We start from the raw sequence: 17730 nt of genomic DNA, 5'->3' as shown, positions 1-17730 counted from the left end.
AAAGGAGATCCCTCATGCCCACCTCCGTCGTGGCACCAGAAGTGCCCACCACGCCCATCCTCGACCTGTCCGGCAAGACAGCGGTCATCACCGGCGGCAGCAAGGGCATCGGCGCGGCCATTGTGGACCGGTTCGTCCGAGGAGGTGCCCGCGTCGTCACCTCCGGTCGTTCGGAACCGGAGTCACTGCCCCCGGGCGTGGACTACGTGGTCGCCGACGTCGCCACGCCCGACGGCGTCGAGCAACTGGCCCGCCGGGCGCAGGAGATCCTCGGCGACGTCGACATCGTCGTCAACAACGCCGGCGCCTCGACGCCGCATTTCGGTGGCGTCCTCGACATCGAGGACGCCGAATGGGTCAAGGATCTTCAGATCAACTTCCTGGCCGCCGTCAGGCTCAATGCCGCACTGCTCCCCGCGATGTACGCGCGCGGTAGAGGCTCCATCGTCAATGTGTCCTCGGCGGTGATTCTGAGCCCGCCGGCGTCGATGTTGCACTACGCCGCCGCCAAAGCGGCCCTGACCACCTACACCACCGGTCTGGCCGGAGAAGCCGGACCGCATGGCGTGCGGGTCAATACCGTGACCCCCGGCAACGTCGCCTCCCCCGGTGCCGATGCCATTCGTGAGGCGCTTGTCGACGCCATCGGCGCTGACAGCCCGGAGGCCGGTGGCACTCCGATCCCGCTCGGGCGCAAAGGTGAAGGGGCCGACATCGCCGAGGCGGTGGCCTTCCTCGCCTCGGACCGCGCTGCATGGATCACCGCCAGCAATCTCGTCGTCGACGGCGGGCAGGTTCAAGCCGGATAGGCTGCCCGACAGTGCTACTCGGCAGTGGCACGACGCCTGAGTTCGTGCGACCGTACTGGCATGACTGTCTACGTCATCGATGCTCCGGTGGCGATCGACCTCGCCACCGGAGCAGTGCCGATTCCCCCGGAGCACAGTCTGGTGGCTCCCACCCTGCTGCGGTCGCAGGCGCTCGCTCTCGTGTACGGATCGGTGCAACGGGGAGAGCTCGACCAGCGGAGGGGCCGCCAGATTCTCGACGGCATCCGCGGGTTGCGGATCCGACTCCTCGGCGACCGGGTGCTGCAGGACCGTGCCTGGCGTATCGCTGCCGAGCTGAACTGGCCTGACACCTACCTGGCGGAATACATCGCACTGACTCAGCTGCAGGGGGACGCGCTGGCCACCTCCGATGAGAGGCTGGCCGGCGCGGCCCGCAGGTTTGTCGACACCGTCTCACCGGCCGCTCTCCTGCGACTGCAACCAAGTGAAAGTTGAAGTGCCGCTGCACCCTCGAATCAGGACGCGCGCGGAGGGCCGGCTGATCCGCGGGTCGCCAGCGGCAGAAAAACCTCGTCGACGATTTCTTCGATCGTCGCCTGGGGCACTGCGACCATGGTCATGAACAACTCATGTCTGAGCAGGTCGGCCGGCAGCTCGACGACGCGAGCCGGTGGCGTGGTCGGCAACTCGCCGCGGCGGACCGCGCGCTCGACGATCGTCTCCATCGCGCTCGGGCCGTTGCTCATGAACAGTGCGCGGAGTTGCTGCGGAGACACGCCGGCCTCGTCGAAGTACGCGCCGAACAGCGCGGCGAAGCCGGCGATGATCCCCGCTCGTCGCTCGTTGAAGTCCGTCAGCACCGCCACGACGTCACCGCGCAGGGATCCGGTGTCGGGGACCGCAATCGCGTCGACCGCGCCGCGGTGGCGGATGACCGCTTCGAGCAGTTCCGTGCGCGTCGGCCAGCGCCGATACAGCACCGACCGGGCGCTACCGGACCTCGCGGCGACCGCTTCGATGGTGAACCGCGCGTAGCCGGCCTCGATCAGCTGGTCCCACCCCGCATCGAGAATCGCCGCCTCCAGCGCGGCCCCGCGACGGCGCAGTCCGGGCCCGCGATGAGAAGACACTTGCGTAGCTTATCGCGCCGGTCTACCGTCTCCCTTAAGCGACAGTTGTGTAGCTTACTGCTCTCGGCCGGGTCCTCTCGCGCACTGCACACTCGTCGCACAGTCGCGGACGCTGCTGCCGCCGAACGCATTTGGAGGTTCGCCATGCCGACCCGCACCGCACTCATCTCCGGCGCGAGCATCGCCGGACCGGTGCTCGCCTACTGGCTGTCCGAGGCCGGGTGGGACGTCACGGTCGTCGAACGCTCCGGCCGACTCCGCACCAGTGGTTACCCTATCGACGTCCGCGGCACGGCAGTCGAGGTCATCCGCCGGATGGGTCTGTACGACGAGATGGCCGCGCGCCGCCACCGCCACGTGCCCGTGCAGCTGCTGGCCCCCGGCGGCCGTCGGCTCACCACACTCGACTACGGAACTCTGCTCGGCTCCTCGGCTGTCGGCGACGTCGAACTCACCCGAGGTGCGCTCGGTGACCTCCTCCACCAGGCCACCTCCGGGCGTGTGGAGTACGCCTTCGGCGACACGGTCACCACGCTGTCCCGCATCGAGGCCCGGGTCGACGTCGCCTTCGGCCGACGTCACCCCGGAAGATTCGACGTGGTGGTCGGCGCCGACGGTATCCACTCCAACGTCCGCGCACTCACCTTCGGCGACGAGAGTCGCCACCTCCACCACCTCGGTCCCTACGCAGCGGTCTGGGACCTGCCGACCGGCATGTTCGAGCCGGGGACCGGTTTCCTCTACTCGCACCCTGGGCGCACCGTCCTGGTCGAGCGACCCGCCGACGGTGCCGCTGCCCGCGCCTTCCTGACCTTCGTCCACCCGAAACCGGGCAGCGTCGACACCCGCGACAAGAATCAGATTCGCGACGCGCTGCATCGGGCGTTCGCCGACGACCGTTGGCGCACAGAAGAAGTCATCGACACCCTGCCGACCGCCGACGACGTCTACTTCGACACCGTCAGCCAGGTCCGGATGGAACGCTGGCACAGCGGTCACGTAGCGCTCGTGGGCGACGCCGCGTACGCACCGGCACTCCTGTCCGGGCAAGGTACGAGCATCGCGATCAGCGGGGCCTACGTCCTGGCCGGTGAACTCGCCGCGCACGACCGGCCGGCGGCTGCGTTCGCGGCCTACCAGCAGCGCATGCACTCCTACGTGCAGAGGAACCAGGACCTGGCGTTGCGCACCGACGGCACCGTACTGGCACGCACCAGCGGCCGGCTTCTGCGCCGGAACATCAAGCTGTGCGCGGTGCCGCTGCTGCAACGGCTCGGCCTCGTCCGGCTCCTACAGACCGAACTACGCACCGCGGCAACGGATCTGTCGCTCTCGGCCGACGATCTCCGCCGTTCCGCCCGACCCCGATGATCGCATCGCTGGGGCCCGACTACGGTGGCATCCATGGCCAAGCGGAAATGGAGTGACCTGTCCCCGACGCAGCAGAAAGTGACCGCCATAGCGGGCGTCCTCGAAGTGGTGGCAACCACCGCCATGCTGGTCGACCTCGCGCGACGTCCGGCGTCGACGGTGCGCGGCTCGAAGGCGCTGTGGCGGACGCTGTCGGTGGTACAGCCGGTCGGCCCGCTCGCCTACTTCGCGTTCGGGCGGCGTCCCTCGTAAGTCCCGCGCGGCCAGCGTGCGTCAGAACGCGGCCCCCGGATTGAGGATCGCGTCGGGATCCAGCGCGTGCTTGATCCGGTGGTTGAGTTCCATCGCCTCGGGCCCGATCTGGCCCGCCAGCCACGGCCGTTTCAGCCGCCCGACGCCGTGCTCGCCGGTGATCGTGCCCCCGAGGCCGACGGCCAGGTCCATGATCTCGCCGAACGCCTGCTGAGCGCGCTGCTCCATCGCCGCGTCGGCCGGGTCGAACACGATCAGCGGGTGGGTGTTGCCGTCGCCGGCGTGCGCGATCACCGAGATCAGCACGTCGCGATCGGCGGCGATCTTCTCGATTCCCGCGCACAGGTCGGCGAGTCTGGGCACCGGCACGCCGACGTCTTCGAGCAGCAGCGAACCCTTGGCCTCGACCGCGGGGATCGCGAAGCGGCGCGCGGCGACGAACGCCTCCCCTTCCTCTGGATCGTTGGTCGTAAACACCTCTGTCGCAGCGGCTTCGGTGAACACCTGGGCCATGAACTCGGCGTCCTGCGCGCCTACGGCGCCGCGGTCGTCGGAGGCGGCGACCATGATCGCAGCGGCGTTGCGATCAAGCCCCATCTTCAGTTTGTCCTCGACGGCGTTGATGGCCACCGAATCCATGAACTCCAGCATCGACGGCCGGATCTTGCCGGTGATGGCCACGACGGCGTCCGCCGCGGCCTGCACCGAATCGAACGTCGCCACCACCGTGCACGGCGACGGCTGGGGCGGCAGCAGCCGCAGCGTCGCCTCGGTGACGACGCCGAGGGTGCCCTCGCTGCCGACGAACAATTTCGTCAGCGACAGTCCTGCGACATCTTTCAAGCGCGGCCCGCCCAGTCGTACCGCGGTGCCGTCGGCGAGCACGACCTGCAGGCCCAGCACGTAGTCGGTGGTGACGCCGTATTTCACGCAGCACAGTCCGCCGGCGTTGGTGGCGATGTTGCCGCCGATGCTGCAGATCTCGAACGACGACGGGTCCGGCGGGTACCAGAGCCCGTACTCGGCGACAGCTTTCTTCACCTCGGCGTTGAGCAGACCGGGCTGCACCACGGCGGTGCGGGTCACCGGATCCACGGTGATATCGCGCATCTTCTCCGTCGACAGCACGATGCCGCCGTCGAGAGCTGTTGCGCCACCGGATAATCCGGTGCCCATGCCGCGCGGCACCACCGCGACCTTGTGCGCCGACGCCCAGCGCAGCACCGCCTGCACCTCCTCGGTGCGGGTGGGCCGCACGATGGCCGCCGCGGTGCCGGCTCTCGGATCGGCCGCCCGGTCCTGCCGGTAGGAGGCCACGATGTCGGGATCGGTGACGACCACCCCGTCGGGCAGTTCGGCGATCAGATCCTTCAGCGCGTCCACCACTGCGATGCTCCCCGTGCTCATGCCGGCACCATCCACGACAACACGGGCGAGGCCTGCAGCGCCGACAATGCGCAGAGCAGGACGAGGAACCCGAGACTCCACAGGACCACCCGGCGGAAGATGTCGCCCTCCTTCCCGTCGAGGCCGACCGCGGCGGCGGCGATGGCGAGGTTCTGCGGCGAGATCATCTTGCCCAGCACGCCGCCGGAACTGTTGGACGCGGCCATCAGCACCTCGGACAGCCCGGCCTGGTTCGCGGCCGTCACCTGCAGCGCACCGAACAACGAGTTGGCCGAGGTGTCGGAACCGGTGACCGCCACCCCGAGCCAGCCCAGGATCGGCGACAGCAGCGCGAAGGCCCCACCCGCGGCGGCCATGAACGTGCCCAGGGTGATCGTCTGGCCGGACAGGTTCATCACGAAGGCCAGCGCGAGGACGGTCATGACGGTGACGATCGCCCACCGCAGTTGGTGCAGCGTCACCCCGTAGGCCTTGACCGCCCGCGGCACCGACAGGCGCAACGCGACCATCGTGAGCACACCGGCGAGCAGCATCTGGGTGCCCGGGGTGGTCAGCAGGTTCAGGGTGAACTTCGTCAGCGTCGACGGATCGCCGTCGGCGTCGACCACGTTGAGCCCCGGCCAGTTTCCCGCGAACGTCGCCTTCTCCAGCAGGCTCTTGACCGCCGGGATCTGGCAGAGCACGAAGACGCCGATGATGATTCCGTAGGGGGCGTACGCCTTGACGACGTCGGCGCGGGAGTCCTCGACCCGCTCGTCTCGCGTGGGGTGGTCCCCGGCGCCTCCTCGTGGCGGCGGCCCGTCGACGGTGCGTAGGCCACCCCGGGGAGTGTCACCGCCGGTTTCGGTGGGACCACCGTCGCCTCCCGCACGCACGGCGACCGGAGCGGGTTCGACGGGCTCGGTATAGGTGTTGGCGGGGTGCCACACCCGCACCAGCGCGACCACTGCGGCCGCCGACAGCAGCGACGCGACAACGTCGGCCAGCGGCACCGACAGGAAGTTCGACGTGGCGAACTGCGCGACGGCGAACACCACGCCGCAGACCACCGCCGCGGGCCACGTCGCGCGCATGCCGCGGCGGCCGTCGACGATGGCCACCAGCGCCAGCGGCACCAGCAGCGCGAGGATCGGTGTCTGCCGGCCGACCATCGCACCGAGGGTGTCGACGTCCAGTTCGGTGACCTTGCCGAGCGTGATGATGGGGGTGGCCATCGCGCCGAAGGCGACCGGGGCGGTGTTGGCGACGAGCGCCAGCACGGCAGCCTTGAGCGGCCGGAAGCCCAGCGCCATCAGCATCACCGAGGTGACCGCCACGGGTGTGCCGAACCCGGCGAGGGCCTCGATCAACGCGCCGAACGAGAACGCGATGATGATGGCCTGGATGCGCTGATCGTCGCTGACCGAACTGAAAGATCGCCGCAGCACGTCGAAATGACCTGTCGCGACGGTCATCTGGTAGACCCAGATGGCGTTGATCACGATCCACAGGATCGGGAAGAAGCCGAAGGCGGCGCCCTCGCTGGCTGCCAGCAGCGTCTGCCCGACCGGCATCCCGTAGATCAGGACGGCGACCGCGATGCTGACGGCCAGCGAGATGAGCGCCGCCTTCCAGGCGGTCATCTTCAGCGCACCGAGCAGCACGAACAGCAGCAGCAGTGGAACGGCGGCCACCGCAGCACTCCAGGCGAGCGATCCGGCGACGGGATCGAGAACTTGCTGGTACACGGCCTACCCCCATGTGGCGTGGGTCACAACACGCGTCGGTTACCACGACGCGCGCCGCGGTAAACGCCTCAGCCCGCGGGACAAGCGTGCGGCGAGCGAGCGTCAGGAGTTCTGCGCGATGTACTCGTCCGCGTCTTTGTCGCGCCCACTGATGCCCTGGCCTGCCTGATGTTCGGCATAGAAGCGCAGCCACTGCATGCCCAGCTCGTGCCGCAGTTCCAGGGACGCACTCTTGATGAAGTCGGGCATGGCTTCGCGCTCTTCCTCGTCGAGGTGCTCGCCGTTCTCCTTGCGTGCGGCGATCACGGCCTCGAACCATTCGTCGGTGCCGGGCTCGTGTTGCCGGGATCGGCGGACCGCGTCGCGAATGGCGTTGTGGTCGGTGATGGCGTCTTCGGTCTCGTCCTCGGGATCACCTTCGGGGTTCCCGGGGTCGTCCTTGCCGCCCTGCTTGAGCAGCGCCGGATAGAACACCGTCTCCTCCGCGTCGGCATGGGTGTCGAGCCGCTTGCCGAGCACGTCCCAGATCGCGGCGAGCTCTTCCGGGGTGGTGGCGTCGTCCAGGCGGAAGAACATGCGGCGCAGCCAGTCGTGGTCGGCATAGATCAGCTCGATGATGTCCGCCATGGGTGAGACCTGATTCCTTTGAGTCGGGACGTGCGTCATCGATCCCCTCGATGCAGTGCAGGGGTTCCCAGCAACGCGTTGCTCAATCAGAACGGCGGGGACGACAGGGCCCGGCCCCGGACAGCTCGGGGCCGGGCCCTGTCGGGCATTGGGGCTACCTGTGGCTGACGGAGCTGCGGCCTCCGACCCGGAGCCAGATCACCAGCACGAGGACCGCGCCGATGACCGAGCCGATGATGCCGGCGGGCTGGAGGAATCCCTGCGAGGCGTCCTTGTGGAAGATCAGGTATCCGAGGAATCCGCCGACGAAGGAGCCGATGATTCCGAGGACGATGGTCATCAGGATCGACAGGTTCTGCTTGCCGGGAACGAGGAGGCGAGCGAGAGCGCCGGCGATCAGTCCGATGACGATGATGCTGACGATGAGTCCGATCATGGCTGCGTGCCTTTCTGGTGCAGCGCCGGGCGGCGCTGGATCGGGATTGGTCGGGCGGCTGCTCGACACTGATGTCAGTCCAACACCCCTAAGGGGGGTGGCGGTACACCCCTAGGTAGGTAGCCTGGGGGCCATGGCATCGCCGCCGAACACTCCGATCACGGTGGCGCTGGTCGACGACTACGACGTCGTGCTGATGGGCGTGGCGAACATGTTCGACAGATACCGCGATCGGGTCGTCGTCGCGGAGATCGACTCGAACATGAGCCTCGACGACAGCGTCGACATCGTCCTCTACGACTCCTTCGCCCAGCCCGAATCCGATCACGACGAGATCGCGGCGTTGGTCGCGAATCCGCGGGCTCACCGGGTTGTGGTCTATACGTGGAACTTTCACCCCGAGCTCATCGAAAGCGCCCGCCAGAAGGGAGCCGACGGTTATCTGTCGAAGACACTGCCCGCGCGGGAGTTGGTCGCCGCACTGGAGGCGGTCCATGCCGGCGAGACGGTCGTCAGTGACATCCCGCCACGGGGACGCAGCGCTGTCGGCCTCGACTGGCCGGGCCGCGGCGAGGGATTGAGCGACAGGGAATCGGAGATCCTGGCGCTCATCACCCAGGGTAAGAGCAACGCCGAGGTCGCCACGCTGACCTACCTCAGTCCGAACACCATCAAGTCCTACATCCGCACGATCTACCGCAAGATCAACGTGGCCAGCCGGACCCAGGCCGTGCTCTGGGGTGTCGAGCACGGGTTCACCCCCGATCACCACCGCATCGAGCACTGGAAGGGCGGGCCCTGAGCTGACCCGCTGTGCGGTCGAACACATTGGGATGCAGCTCTTCTCGGTCCACCGAGAGAGGAATCACTCGAACCGGCCGTATGCGCAGGGGTGGGTCGCCGTCAGGGTGGGTACACCCCAGCCCATGGCAGACAGCAAACCCCGCAACGATAGTTCGGAGGACCCCAGTCCCGTCGTCGTCTTCGCTCCCCTACCCGTTCTCACCGTGACGGTCGAGGACCGCTCGGGAGCGGACGACATCCACGTGCACGCCGGCGGCCAGGGTGTCTGGCAGTCCCGCATGTTGTCCTCCCTCGGTGTGCCGGTCGTGCTGTGCTCGGCGCTCGGCGGGGAGACCGGCGACGTGCTCGGGCACCTGCTGCCGATGAACAACGTCACCGTGCGCGCCGTGCCGGTCAGCGCACGCAACGGCTCGTACGTGCACGACCGCCGCACGGGGAGCCGAGAGGTCGTCGCCGAGGCCGACGGCAGCCCGCTGGACCGCCACGAGCTCGACGCCCTCTACGAACTCACCCTCACCGAGGGACTCATCCACGGCTGGGCACTGCTGTCCGGTCCGCAGGAGGACAACGTGGTGCCTGCGGACCTCTATCGGCGACTGTCCACCGACCTGGGTGCCAACGGCTGCAAGGTGGCCGCCGACCTCTCCGGCGAGCGACTCGAGGCAGTGCTCGCAGGCAAGCCGGATCTGATCAAGGTCAGCCACGAAGAACTGCTCAACGACGGCCGCGCGAAGTCCGACGACGCCGGGGATCTGGTCAAGGCCATGCATTCCATGCGGGAGGACGGCGCGGGCACGATCGTGGTGTCGCGTAGCGGAGCCGCACCGGCCCTGGCGCTTCTCGATGACGATGACGTCGTCGAAATCTGTATGCCCGCACTGGAGCCGGCCGATTCGGCGGGCGCCGGGGACTCCATGACCGCAGGCATCGTCTCCGCGCTGGCAAGTGGTCGCCCGTTGCGCACGGCCTTGCAGATCGGCGCCGCCTGCGGGGCGCTCAACGTGGTACGGCACGGGTTGGGCACCGGCGGCGCGCGGGCCGTCGAGACGCTCGCCGAGCGGGTGGAGCTGCATCCATGGAAGAAATGACCGCGGAGTGGGAGGAGGTCGACGGGTGCCACGTGCACTGGTGACCAACGACGACGGGATCGACTCCCCCGGTCTGCACGCACTGGCCTCTGCGGCACTGGAGGCGGGTTTGGACGTGATCGTCGCCGCCCCTGCCGAGCAGGCCAGCGGCGCGAGCGCGGCGCTGAGCGCAGTCCGCCGGGATGGCCGCACGGTCGTCGAGCAGCGACAGATACCCGGCCTCGACGTCGAGGCGTGGGCGGTCCACGCGCAGCCGGGACACATCGTCGCCGCCGCGCTCAACGGTTGGTTCGATCCCCGACCGGACGTCGTGCTGTCCGGAATCAACCACGGCGCCAACGTCGGTCGCGCGGTCCTGCACTCCGGCACCGTCGGCGCGGCCCTCACCGCGAAGATCAGCGACACCCGCGCGCTGGCCGTGTCGCTCGACGTCGCCCTGCGCCCCACCGGAGAGCGGTACTGGGGAACAGCCGCCGGCCTGCTGGCGCCGGTGCTGGAGCTGCTCCTCGACGCACCCGACGGCACCGTGCTCTCCCTCAACGTCCCGGACCGGCCCGCGGCGGAGGTGGGCCCGCTCCGACATGCGCGGCTGGCCCGCGGCGGAGCGGTGCAGACACGGGTCGAGGAGGTCCGCGACGGCGGCGTGCGCCTGACCGAGGTCGAGGTGTCGGACGAGCCGGAGCCGGACACCGACAGCGCGCTGCTGGACGCCGGGCACCCGACACTGACCGAGCTGCGATCGGTGGAGGCACACGACGGCGACCTCGTGCGTCAGTGGCTGGCCGCGCAGCGCGGTTCCGAGTAGCGAGCCGGGTAGTAGATCTGATCAGTGCCTGCTGCGATATGCGTCGAAACATGTGTCTGGCCAGCTAGTTTCGGTCGGCGTGAGGGTCGGCGTCATTGATGAGCGCGAGTAGGTTATCGGTGAGTTCTTCGGGGGTGGTCTGCCACTTGTCGGTGTGCAGAAGGCCACTCATCTCCAGGGCTGCGGCGCCATGCACGCCAGTCAGGAGTATGGCGGCGTAGCGCTCAGCACGATCATTGCCGGCGACGTCGGCGACGATGGCCAGGAACTCGTCGCACATGCGTTGCGCGGCGCGGACCACTGCGGTCGGGTCCCCTGCTGGGGGGCTGAACATCAGCCGGTATAGGTGGGGCTGTTGCCGGCTGACCGTGATGACGTGGATCAGCGCCGCGCGCAACTTGCCGAAAGATCCGGGTTCACCGTGGGCGTGCACCCTGTGCATGTGATCACCGAGGCGCTGCCAACCCTCCGCAGCCACCGCAGTCAGCAGACCCTCCTTGTCTGCGAAGTGCCGATACGGCGCCCCCCGACTCACCCCCGCGCGGGCGCCGACCTCGCGCAACGTCACCGCGTCGAGACCTCCGCCGTCCAGCAGCAGGGCAGCTTGGTCGAGCAGGGCGCGGCGGGTGGCGGCCGCTGATTCCTCGCGACTCATAGTCCGACCATCGTAGTTGACACTGTCATCTGACTCCGCAAGACTCACCAGATGACGGTGTCAACTGAAAATGAGCTGGTGGTGGTCACCGGTGCCTCAACCGGTATCGGAGCAGCCAGCGCCCGCGAGATGGCCCGGCGGGGGTTCCACGTGCTCGCCGGTGTTCGGCGAGAACGCGACGCCGACGCCATCCGGGCGTCGAACGTCGAGCCGTTGATTCTGGATATCACCGATTCCGATCAGATCCGAGCGCTTGCCCGTCGGGTATCTGAGGACCCGCGGCGCCGGCGACTGCGGGCGTTGGTGAACAACGCCGCGGTGCAGGCCAACGTTCCGGTCGAGGTCTTCGGGATCGATCAGTGGCGAGACATGTTCGAGGTCAACCTGTTCGGCCACGTCGCGGTGATCCAGGCGCTCCTGCCCACGCTGATCGACAGCGGGGGCCGCGTGGTCAATATCAGTTCGGTGGGAGGCAAGGTCGCGATGGCCACCTATGGTCCATACGCGGGCACGAAGTTCGCGCTCGAAGCGATGAGCGACGCGCTGCGACGCGAGGTGGCCCCCCACGGGGTCCAGGTGATCGTGATCGAACCCGGCGCTGTGCGTACGGAGATGCTCGAAAGAGCCATCGCCAGCGCCCACGATCTGCTCGCCGCGATGACACCGCAGCAGCGCCGCCGATACGGCGCCCTGGTGCACGCGGTCAACGCTCAGGCGGAAGCGTCGACCAAATCGGGACTACCCGCCGAGGTTGCGGCCGCGGCGATCGCCAAGGCCATCACGGCACGCCGGCCACGCACGCGCTACACCGTCGGCCGCGAAGCCGCACTGCTCCCGGTGATGCCTCTACTGCCCGACCGTCTTCTCGACCGCATCTTCGCCGCCGCTCTTCGGCCCCACTTGCCGAAGGACAACGACCAACTCGACTCCGCTCCCACTCGCCGGTGAGTCCGCAGCCTCCGACCTCTACGACTCCTCAGGCAGTCGGTCGTCGACGGCGCCCGGGCACGCGAGCTTCAGGGCGTGGCCGGTCGAAATCGAATCTTGCATTCCCCCCATGTAATTCCGATCCGGAAATCCGTTCGGCGGACTGCTCGGGCTTCCGCGACTGACCCGTTCGAGGTTGTCGGCGAGTGTCATCGCCGTGGACCGCAATGCCGGATCCTGGATCGCCTCGGCTTCCCCTCGGATCGCCGTGGCTGCCGCGGCGGTATCGGAGACCAGGGCGGTGTCGTCCGCATCGCCCAGGCCGCTCTGAATTGCGGGCAGCACACGCATCCAGTGCCGCATCGCCTGGTCCACATGCAGACAGTCGCCGCTGGGGCGCGGAGCCTCTGTGCGGTAATCCCATACGACCATCGGGATGCTGATGACAAGGAAGACGGGAAGCCCGATGAGAAGGGTGAATTTGGCCTTCGACCAGTCCCGGATTGCCACCGATGAAGCCTATGGCAACCGGCACGGGGTGAGGCCCACCAAATGCACGTGGCTGAGGTCGGAGCCAGCGCGAATCGGCTGGGCGCAGGCGGCACCGCCTTCGACTCGTCCGACATCTACCAGGCCGGACAGGCAGAAAGCGTCCTCGGTGAACTCCTCGGTCCCGACCGGGACGACTTCGTCGTGATCACCAAGTACAGCGGGACCAAGCAGAAGGACCGACGCCCGGGAACGACCGGCAACAGCCGAAAGACGATGATCCGGTCACTGGAGGCAAGCCTGACACGCCTCAAGACCGACTACGTGGACGTCTTCATGCCGCACTTTCCCGACGGCGTCACTCCCATGGAGGAAATCCTGACCGGACTCGACCACTTGATCCAGTCCGGCAAGGTCCTGCACTGCGGGTTCTCCAACTTCCCAGCCTGGCGCATCGCCGGCGCCGCAGTGCAAGCAGACCTGCGCGGATTCGCTTCGCCCATCGGGATTGAGACCGAGTACGGCCTGGCCGAACGTTCCGCCGACCGCGAACTCCTGCCGATGGCCGAAGCCCACGGCCTCGGGGTGCTGGTGTATTCACCGCTGGCCGGCGGGTTGCTCACCGGAAAGTACCGGCGGGGGGAGACAGGACGATTGAGCCGTGACAGCAACGCCGCCGCGGAAACCGCACATCAAAGGGCTGTGGTCGACGAGGTGCTAGCGATCGCGCGTGAGACGGACACCACCGCAGTCCAGGTGTCCTTGGCCTGGCTTCGGCACCGCGCCGCGCTGACCCCGACGGCCTTGATCCCTGTCGTCGGCCCGCGATCGTCGGACCACCTCCGGGCGTACCTGAAGGCCTTCGAGCACGACTACGACGCAGAGCACTACCAGCGCCTGGATCGCGTCAGCTCAATCGATTTGGGTGCTCCGTACGAGGATGTCGCGGCCGCCCTACGCAACGGCTATGACGGCGACCGCGACCTTCTGGGCTCGCCACCACTCCCGCTGGTCTGATCCGCCTGTCCCCGAACTCTTTCCGATAGCAGTGCCCGTCAGGCGACCCGGCTGACGTGTGCGGCGGACTCGCCGATGGTCGCCGGCGCGTCCTCACCGGTCATGGTGCGCAACAACTGTGCGTGTTCGCGCTGCCCGCGCTGATCCGCGCGTGCCATACCGCCCGGCAGTCCGAGGGCGGTCGCACTCCGCGCGAGGTTCACCGGTAGCCGCAGCAGCGGATACCACGGAAGGGCATACGACGGCAGGCCCAGCTTCTCCACCGTGCGTCGCCCCAGGAACGCACTGGTGATCGACAGGTGCTGGGCGCGGGCCAGCCGGCGCCGCAGGCCCGGCAGGTTGTCGTAGTGCCACGCCAGCGGGTCCTCGACCATGGGGGCCGCGAGCTGCCTGCTGGATTCGTCCGGTGCGGCCAGTGCCGACAGCGTGTGCGACAGCACCCGGACGCTGTCCCGGAAACTCCTTGGCAGCCACTGGTCTTCGACGCCGATCAGAAAGCCGACGTACCGGGTCAGGTGGGCCACGGCACGGAACTCCGACGGGGTCAACACGACGCCCATGGCGATCGAGCCCACCGCCGGTGCGACGAGTGCGCCGACCAGCGTCGCCGCCATGTCGGTCTGGTTGACCGGTATGCCCCATTCGTCGGCGCGCCAGTCCGGCATCGCTGACACGTGCCGACGGACGAACGAGTGGATCAGCCGGACCCGAATGGTCGAGCGGTAGCCCACGCCGAGGGGTTCCAGGCCGCCTTCGGCGATGACATCCATTGCCCACTGCATGGTTTCGGCGAACCGCTTGTTGGAACCCTTCTCCAGCGCGCCGGTACGCAGCAGCGTCTTGTTGAAACCGGAGAACTGGTAGCCGCCCAGCAACGAGACATCGCGGGCGATGTACATGCCGTCGGCCCCGCCGCGCCGCAACGCGCGCTGCCCTGTGCGCAGCAGGTCCGGGTCCACCCAGTCCGGTGGCGTCTCCACGCTGTCGAAGAACTCGCGAAGGGGCGCCGGCGCGTCCGGCACAGAGGCGATACCGCCGTTGAGTGCCTGCTCGAACAACGGCCGCGTCTGGTCGGTGCCGGTGGCTGCCATCCACTCGACCAGGCGATCCATCGGTTCGTCGCCGACGGTGAGCCGTTCGCCGAGGATCTGCCACTGGCGCGGATTCGGGTCGCGGATCGCCATGGCCGTCGCGATGGCCCGGATGCCGGCCGGGATCGGCCGCGGGCGGTCAGGGTGGCGCTTCGGAATCAACACACTCACGCGACTCCTCCTCGAGCTCATTCTGACAACGTATGTAGTCAGAAATGCTAGGGGTGGGGCTGCGCCGGTGTCAACGACGCGCCGCAGGCCGTCAGGCGGCGACGGTTTCGATGATGCCGAGGGGACCGGCCTGACTGACGGCGGTGCGGCGCAGCCCAGCCGCTGCGAAGAGCGCGTCGAACTCGGCGAGGTCTCGCTCACGGCCGCCGGTCATGACGAGCATGTTCATATCCATCAGCGGAGCAAGTCCCGGATCGCCGACCTCACCGACGAGGTAGTCGACGATGACGATGCGACCGCCTTCCTGCAGCGCCGCGCGGCAGTTCTTGAGAATCTGCACGCAGCTGTCGTCCGGCCAGTCGTGCAGAACGTACTTGAGCAGGTACAGGTCCGCCGACGGCACGGACCCGAAGAAGTCGCCGCCGATTGCGCTGAAGCGGTCCCCCAGCCCGTCGTTGCGGGCAGCGGCTTCGGCATCGGGCACCACATTTGGCAGATCGAAGACGCCGCCACGCAAGTCGGGATTGGCGCGCATCATGGCCCGGACGACTTCGCCGTTCGCACCGCCGACGTCCAGGGCGCAGTCAACACCGCTGGTGTCGACCACCTTCGCGATCTCGATCGCGGCCGCGGCGCTCAGGTTCGACATGGCCTCGGTGAAAGCGCCCGCCTGGTCCGGGTGAACCGCGAGATAGTCGAACACGGTCTCGAACCCCTCCAGCGCGGGCTTGATCTGCCGGTCCCCGGTGCGGACCGCGTCCGGAAAGTGCCCCCAGGGCAACCAGTGGCCTGGCGCGCTCATCGCAAGCACCATGCCACGCAGAGAGTGCGGAGCATCGGCCCGCAGCGTCTGCAACAGCGAGGTGGCCGCAAAGTGGACACCGTCATCGGAGGTCACCAGCCCGAGCGAGGCAAGGGTCCGCAGCAGACGGTGCGTGGCGCTGGGATCGAGATGTTCGGCTTCGGCGATCGCGTGAGGCGTGTCGACACCGGCGGCCAGATGGCCGGCAAGGTTGAAAACCGCAGCGGAACGCACAATCTGGCTCACCCAGTACCCGGTCAGCATGCCCATCATGCGGTGATGGTCCTCGAGCGAGGGTGCGGGGTCGGTAGTCGTCACGGAAGACCTTTCGTCTCGCGCCCACCGGTCAGGTCGGGGACGTACCTGCCCAGAGTGGCGAGCCCGTGTGCGTCCAACCAGGTTGAACTCTTCCTAGTCCCAGCCCGGCCACCTTCGGATCGGGTTCCTCGCTGCGCTCGGGCGGCCCGGCGCCGTCAAGAAACTCTTCGTTCGGATCCGACTCACAGCCGGGGCGTCGAGGGGCGCGCTCCGAATACTCTGCGCGAGCACCGATTGCCGGATAGCAGCGGCGGTGCCGACGCCATTTGGTTGGACCTCGTGTGGCTCTGCCCTCGGGCCGCGCAGCTCACCCGCCGAGCCTGCGCACCAACACCTCCGGTGTGAACTCGGCACGGTCCACCCACGGGAACGCGTGGAGATGAGACTTCTTGAACGGCAAGGTCTGGATGTCCGACGCAGCCGCACCCGGAGTGTCCGCCAGGTAGATCTCACCGGCGAACGGCTCGTATCCGGCGCGGAACGACGTGTTGGCCTTCACCACCACCAGGTCGTACATCTTCTGGTCGATTCCGAAGGCGCGGTACAGCTGCGGGTCGCCGTTGCCGGAAATGGTGTGACACACCAGGACGTCGACCTCGCCGACGCGTAACACCGCCGTACGCCCGAGCTCGATGTGCCTGCCCGCGCTGCCCTGCCCCTCGACGTCGAAGCCGCCGTCGTGCAGCGACCGGACGCGCCCCTCGACCGTCACCGGCACCGCTCGGGGGTCCACGGTGCCGCCCAGTGTAAACGTCTGTGTGGCACCGACACCGGCGGCGAACGCCGCTTCCACCGCGGCTGGATCGGCGATGATCGTGGCTGCGCGCAGCCCCGGGAAGGAGCTGTTGAGGACACCGAGCACTGCCGCACTGTCGCCGGGGGCGCCGGCATTGGACGAGTCGGCCGAGTCGACGAGGATGACCGGCTTGCTCGACTCGGGCGCGGCCGCGCGCGCGGCGATCTCTTCGATCGAGTGCAGGTCCGCCTTGAGGTCACGGCGCATCGCGTACAACCGGGTCGCCAGCTCGGCGGCCGCCTCCTCGGCGTGCTCCTGGGACTTCGAGTAGACGACGACCGCGGAACTGGGGCGCTCCACGTCCAGCCACGGCTGAATCTGGTAGACGCTGAAGTCTTCGAGCGTGCCGTCGGCCACCAGACTGTGCGCGTGCGAGACCAGGTCGCCGAACGGCCCCACGCCCGTCGTGTAGGCCGCAGCCGGAACCATCATGGGGATCGCCGCGTAGCCGCCGTACAGCGGTGCTCCGTTGTGCAGGTCCAGCAGGAGCGAGGCGGCCCGCGCCCCGGTCTCGACCAGGTCCACATGCGGGTAGGTCTGATACCCGCAGAGGACGTCGACCTGCTCGATGAGATCCTGCGTGACGAAGGCATGAAGATCTGTCGACACTCCGATGAGGCAGCTCGGGCCGACCCGTTCCCGCACCCGGCGCAGCACATCGGACTCGACGTCATCGGAGACCGTCGACTGCAGCGCCCCGTGGAACGAGATCAGGACGGCGTCCAGACTGCCCGCCGCGTCAAAGGCCGAATCGAGCTGAGTCAGGTATTCCTCGACGACCTCAGGGGTTACCGGCCCTCCGCTCTGGGCGTAGAAGCCGGGCCCGAAGACCATCTCGAGATCCGGACCCGCCGACTGCTCCAGCACAGCCATCATTCCGCCGAGTGCGGTGTGCCCGCCGGCGTGTTTGGCGGGGAGCTCCGCCGCCGTCAGCGTCCAGCCGTTCGCGCGCCAGAAATCCAGGTCGGAAGTCACGGGAGAGAAACTGTTGCTCTCCTGGCGGAATTCGGTCAACAACACGCGCAT

At 68.0% G+C, this 17730-nt stretch carries 19 protein-coding genes; 9 read left to right on the top strand and 10 right to left on the bottom strand.

What is annotated here, in order from left to right; all coding sequences use genetic code 11:
* Positions 1–14 precede the first annotated feature (14 nt).
* Both MVA01S_RS01625 and MVA01S_RS01620 read left to right on the top strand, forming a co-directional pair.
* The gene (locus MVA01S_RS01625) at positions 15–809 is read left to right on the top strand and encodes an SDR family oxidoreductase (protein WP_003931597.1); all 795 of its coding nucleotides are present in this window, start codon (positions 15–17) and stop codon (positions 807–809) included.
* Between the two features lie 60 nt (positions 810–869).
* Positions 870–1286 carry a type II toxin-antitoxin system VapC family toxin gene (locus MVA01S_RS01620; protein WP_003931598.1) on the top strand — a complete coding sequence of 139 codons (417 nt, stop codon included), beginning with the start codon at positions 870–872 and terminating at the stop codon, positions 1284–1286.
* A 20-nt stretch (positions 1287–1306) separates the two neighbouring features.
* Here the strand turns inward: MVA01S_RS01620 and MVA01S_RS01615 are convergent, their stop codons facing one another.
* Entirely contained in the window at positions 1307–1921 is a 615-nt protein-coding gene (locus tag MVA01S_RS01615) for a TetR/AcrR family transcriptional regulator (protein WP_003931599.1), read from the bottom strand.
* 144 nt (positions 1922–2065) lie between these two features.
* Here MVA01S_RS01615 and MVA01S_RS01610 point away from each other — a divergent pair, with 144 nt between their 5' ends.
* A complete protein-coding gene (locus MVA01S_RS01610) occupies positions 2066–3292 on the top strand; it encodes an FAD-dependent monooxygenase (protein WP_003931600.1) in 1227 nt (408 codons plus the stop codon).
* A gap of 33 nt (positions 3293–3325) precedes the next feature.
* A complete protein-coding gene (locus MVA01S_RS01605) occupies positions 3326–3544 on the top strand; it encodes a PLD nuclease N-terminal domain-containing protein (protein ID WP_003931601.1) in 219 nt (72 codons plus the stop codon).
* A 21-nt stretch (positions 3545–3565) separates the two neighbouring features.
* Here the strand turns inward: MVA01S_RS01605 and MVA01S_RS01600 are convergent, their stop codons facing one another.
* The 4 genes from MVA01S_RS01600 to MVA01S_RS01585 form a co-directional block, all read right to left on the bottom strand.
* On the bottom strand, positions 3566–4951 hold the full coding sequence (locus MVA01S_RS01600) for an FAD-binding oxidoreductase (protein WP_003931602.1): 1386 nt from the start codon (positions 4949–4951) through the stop codon (positions 3566–3568).
* Entirely contained in the window at positions 4948–6678 is a 1731-nt protein-coding gene (locus MVA01S_RS01595) for an L-lactate permease (RefSeq protein WP_003931603.1), read from the bottom strand. The genes MVA01S_RS01600 and MVA01S_RS01595 overlap by 4 nt, the downstream gene beginning before the upstream one ends.
* Before the next feature lie 102 nt (positions 6679–6780).
* A complete protein-coding gene (locus MVA01S_RS01590; RefSeq protein WP_003931604.1) occupies positions 6781–7305 on the bottom strand; it encodes a hemerythrin domain-containing protein in 525 nt (174 codons plus the stop codon).
* Positions 7306–7459: 154 nt separating this feature from the next.
* A complete protein-coding gene (locus tag MVA01S_RS01585; protein ID WP_003931605.1) occupies positions 7460–7741 on the bottom strand; it encodes a GlsB/YeaQ/YmgE family stress response membrane protein in 282 nt (93 codons plus the stop codon).
* 133 nt (positions 7742–7874) lie between these two features.
* Between MVA01S_RS01585 and MVA01S_RS01580 the strand changes: the two genes are divergently transcribed.
* The 3 genes from MVA01S_RS01580 (at position 7875) to surE (ending at position 10438) form a co-directional block, all read left to right on the top strand.
* Positions 7875–8543 carry a response regulator transcription factor gene (locus tag MVA01S_RS01580; RefSeq protein WP_003931606.1) on the top strand — a complete coding sequence of 223 codons (669 nt, stop codon included), beginning with the start codon at positions 7875–7877 and terminating at the stop codon, positions 8541–8543.
* A 124-nt stretch (positions 8544–8667) separates the two neighbouring features.
* The gene (locus MVA01S_RS01575; protein ID WP_003931607.1) at positions 8668–9633 is read left to right on the top strand and encodes a 1-phosphofructokinase family hexose kinase; all 966 of its coding nucleotides are present in this window, start codon (positions 8668–8670) and stop codon (positions 9631–9633) included.
* Between the two features lie 25 nt (positions 9634–9658).
* The gene (surE, locus tag MVA01S_RS01570) at positions 9659–10438 is read left to right on the top strand and encodes a 5'/3'-nucleotidase SurE (RefSeq protein WP_003931608.1); all 780 of its coding nucleotides are present in this window, start codon (positions 9659–9661) and stop codon (positions 10436–10438) included.
* A 64-nt stretch (positions 10439–10502) separates the two neighbouring features.
* On the opposite strand, the gene MVA01S_RS01565 is transcribed toward surE, so the two are convergent.
* Positions 10503–11141, bottom strand: a complete 639-nt coding sequence (locus MVA01S_RS01565; RefSeq protein ID WP_237024278.1) for a TetR/AcrR family transcriptional regulator — start codon at positions 11139–11141, stop codon at positions 10503–10505.
* A gap of 3 nt (positions 11142–11144) precedes the next feature.
* Between MVA01S_RS01565 and MVA01S_RS01560 the strand changes: the two genes are divergently transcribed.
* Positions 11145–12041 (top strand): SDR family NAD(P)-dependent oxidoreductase, encoded by an 897-nt coding sequence (locus tag MVA01S_RS01560; protein ID WP_040541780.1) that lies wholly within the window; start codon positions 11145–11147, stop codon positions 12039–12041.
* A gap of 18 nt (positions 12042–12059) precedes the next feature.
* Here MVA01S_RS01560 and MVA01S_RS01555 read toward each other — a convergent pair whose 3' ends face one another.
* On the bottom strand, positions 12060–12530 hold the full coding sequence (locus MVA01S_RS01555; protein ID WP_003931611.1) for a hypothetical protein: 471 nt from the start codon (positions 12528–12530) through the stop codon (positions 12060–12062).
* A gap of 42 nt (positions 12531–12572) precedes the next feature.
* Here MVA01S_RS01555 and MVA01S_RS01550 point away from each other — a divergent pair, with 42 nt between their 5' ends.
* The gene (locus tag MVA01S_RS01550; RefSeq protein ID WP_003931612.1) at positions 12573–13526 is read left to right on the top strand and encodes an aldo/keto reductase; all 954 of its coding nucleotides are present in this window, start codon (positions 12573–12575) and stop codon (positions 13524–13526) included.
* A gap of 38 nt (positions 13527–13564) precedes the next feature.
* On the opposite strand, the gene MVA01S_RS01545 is transcribed toward MVA01S_RS01550, so the two are convergent.
* From MVA01S_RS01545 to MVA01S_RS01535, 3 genes are all read right to left on the bottom strand, one after another.
* Positions 13565–14788, bottom strand: coding sequence for an oxygenase MpaB family protein (locus MVA01S_RS01545; RefSeq protein ID WP_003931613.1), 1224 nt, complete (start codon positions 14786–14788; stop codon positions 13565–13567).
* 91 nt (positions 14789–14879) lie between these two features.
* Positions 14880–15908, bottom strand: coding sequence for a methyltransferase (locus MVA01S_RS01540; protein WP_003931614.1), 1029 nt, complete (start codon positions 15906–15908; stop codon positions 14880–14882).
* A 307-nt stretch (positions 15909–16215) separates the two neighbouring features.
* Positions 16216–17730, bottom strand: coding sequence for a M81 family metallopeptidase (locus MVA01S_RS01535; protein ID WP_003931615.1), 1515 nt, complete (start codon positions 17728–17730; stop codon positions 16216–16218).

The organism is Mycolicibacterium vaccae NBRC 14118 = CIP 105934 (assembly GCF_001552715.1).
Lineage (GTDB): Bacteria > Actinomycetota > Actinomycetes > Mycobacteriales > Mycobacteriaceae > Mycobacterium > Mycobacterium vaccae.
This window is presented reverse-complemented; position numbering and strand designations above follow the sequence as displayed.

Coding starts and splice junctions, on each gene's coding strand:
- MVA01S_RS01625 (WP_003931597.1), top strand. CDS start 15: ATGCCCACCTCCGTCGTGGCACCAGAAGTGCCCACCACGCCCATCCTC.
- MVA01S_RS01620 (WP_003931598.1), top strand. CDS start 870: ATGACTGTCTACGTCATCGATGCTCCGGTGGCGATCGACCTCGCCACC.
- MVA01S_RS01610 (WP_003931600.1), top strand. CDS start 2,066: ATGCCGACCCGCACCGCACTCATCTCCGGCGCGAGCATCGCCGGACCG.
- MVA01S_RS01605 (WP_003931601.1), top strand. CDS start 3,326: ATGGCCAAGCGGAAATGGAGTGACCTGTCCCCGACGCAGCAGAAAGTG.
- MVA01S_RS01600 (WP_003931602.1), bottom strand. CDS start 4,951: ATGAGCACGGGGAGCATCGCAGTGGTGGACGCGCTGAAGGATCTGATC.
- MVA01S_RS01590 (WP_003931604.1), bottom strand. CDS start 7,305: ATGGCGGACATCATCGAGCTGATCTATGCCGACCACGACTGGCTGCGC.
- MVA01S_RS01585 (WP_003931605.1), bottom strand. CDS start 7,741: ATGATCGGACTCATCGTCAGCATCATCGTCATCGGACTGATCGCCGGC.
- MVA01S_RS01580 (WP_003931606.1), top strand. CDS start 7,875: ATGGCATCGCCGCCGAACACTCCGATCACGGTGGCGCTGGTCGACGAC.
- MVA01S_RS01575 (WP_003931607.1), top strand. CDS start 8,668: ATGGCAGACAGCAAACCCCGCAACGATAGTTCGGAGGACCCCAGTCCC.
- MVA01S_RS01560 (WP_040541780.1), top strand. CDS start 11,145: ATGACGGTGTCAACTGAAAATGAGCTGGTGGTGGTCACCGGTGCCTCA.
- MVA01S_RS01550 (WP_003931612.1), top strand. CDS start 12,573: ATGCACGTGGCTGAGGTCGGAGCCAGCGCGAATCGGCTGGGCGCAGGC.
- MVA01S_RS01535 (WP_003931615.1), bottom strand. CDS start 17,730: ATGCGCGTGTTGTTGACCGAATTCCGCCAGGAGAGCAACAGTTTCTCT.